Genomic DNA, 1,363 nt, shown 5'->3' with positions numbered 1-1,363 from the left:
CGGCTGGCCGATCTGCTCGCCGCCTCGCCCTCGACCGTCGCCCTGGTCGGCGCGTTCGCGCCAAGCGGCAGGACACGGGCGCCAAGCGCTGGGCCTCCCGCTGGGCCAACCGCATCCGCAAGCGTCTGCTGGGGGACGACGCCGACGACACCGGCTGCGGCCTGAAGGCCTTCCGTCGCGACGTCTTCCTGCGACTGCCTTACTTCGATCATATCCACCGCTACCTGCCGGCGCTGATGATCCGCGAAGGCTACGAGAACCGCTACCTGGACGTCGATCACAGGCACCGCGAGACGGGGCGGTCCAAATACACCAACTGGGGAAGGCTGATGGCGTCGCTGTCCGACCTGTTGGGCGTGATGTGGCTGAAGACCCGCTCGCGCCGGCCGGGCGCCGTCACCGAGTTCTAGCCCGTTCGCCCGCGGGGCGAGCGGACGTAGCCGTATGGAGCGAACCGGGGTATGCATCGTTAACAAGCGCGGCCGTTACGACCGTCAGACGATGGAGCCCCCCGCGATGCTGATCGCCCTTCCGCTGCTCGTGATTCCGGTGGTGCTGTACAACCTCGTGGTCCTGACCAGCGTCCTGGGAGGCGGCGATCCCGGCCTGACTTCCGCCGCGGCCGGCGCCGACGCGGTCCTGCGCGATCCGATGTTCTCGATCCCGATGGCCTCGGGCGCCAGCTGGAACGTGGGACCGGGCGACCTGATCCTGTTCCTGTCGCTGATCCTGCTCTTCTTCGAGCTGCTGAAGTCCACCTCCAGCCAGAAGGTCGCGATCGTCAATCACGCCCTGTCGATGATCCTGTTCGTGATCTGCCTGGTGGAGTTCCTGCTGATCAAGGGCTTCGCGACCTCGACCTTCTTCCTGATCGTGACCATGGTGATGCTCGACGTCCTGGCCGGCTTCATCGTCACGATCATCTCGGCCCGCAAGGATCTGGACTTCGGCGGGGCTTGATCTCTTCCTAGGGCGCTAACGCTCGGCTCGCGGAGCCTCGCTGCTTGAGCGCGGGCCGCGCTCCTATGTCAGGTCGGCGTGCGCCCCTCGGCCTCGAGGAGCGAGCGATCGCGTCGCGAGCGTTAGGCTCCTAAGAAAACGCCACGAAGATCAGCGCGACGACGGTGACGTCGATAGTGCGGGCGAGGAGGTTCAGCATGGGGCGGTCCGGAAACGGGTCGTCGGGTCGCCCCGTTTTCAGCAAGGACCCGTGCCGCCGCCCTCAGATGTCGGTGTTCCTTTTCCTTTTCCGCCCGGGCTTGGGGCCGGCGCTCGGCGGCGCCGGAATGTTCGGCTCCCAGGTAGGCGGCGCGGGCCGCGTCCAGCACCGGGCGGGGCCGCCCTTTCAGGCCGCGGGCGTTGG

Annotated in this window: 1 protein-coding gene and 1 pseudogene; both read left to right on the top strand. The window is 67.4% G+C overall.

The features are described from left to right. A pseudogene (locus tag AC2W7C_RS18000) lies at positions 1 to 410 on the top strand (glycosyltransferase family protein); the annotation flags it as partial. A 106-nt stretch (positions 411 to 516) separates the two neighbouring features. Next, positions 517 to 960, top strand: coding sequence for a hypothetical protein (locus AC2W7C_RS17995; protein WP_486002581.1), 444 nt, complete (start codon positions 517 to 519; stop codon positions 958 to 960). Positions 961 to 1,363: the final 403 nt, after the last annotated feature.

It is taken from the genome of Brevundimonas sp. CURTG3B2_SDJG, assembly GCF_057364705.1.
The sequence above is the reverse complement of the archived record's forward strand: the minus strand, read 5'-3'. Positions and strand labels throughout refer to the sequence as shown.

Bases quoted from the DNA above. Each gene is read 5' to 3' on its own strand.
- AC2W7C_RS17995 (WP_486002581.1), top strand. From the start codon at position 517: ATGCTGATCGCCCTTCCGCTGCTCGTGATTCCGGTGGTGCTGTACAAC.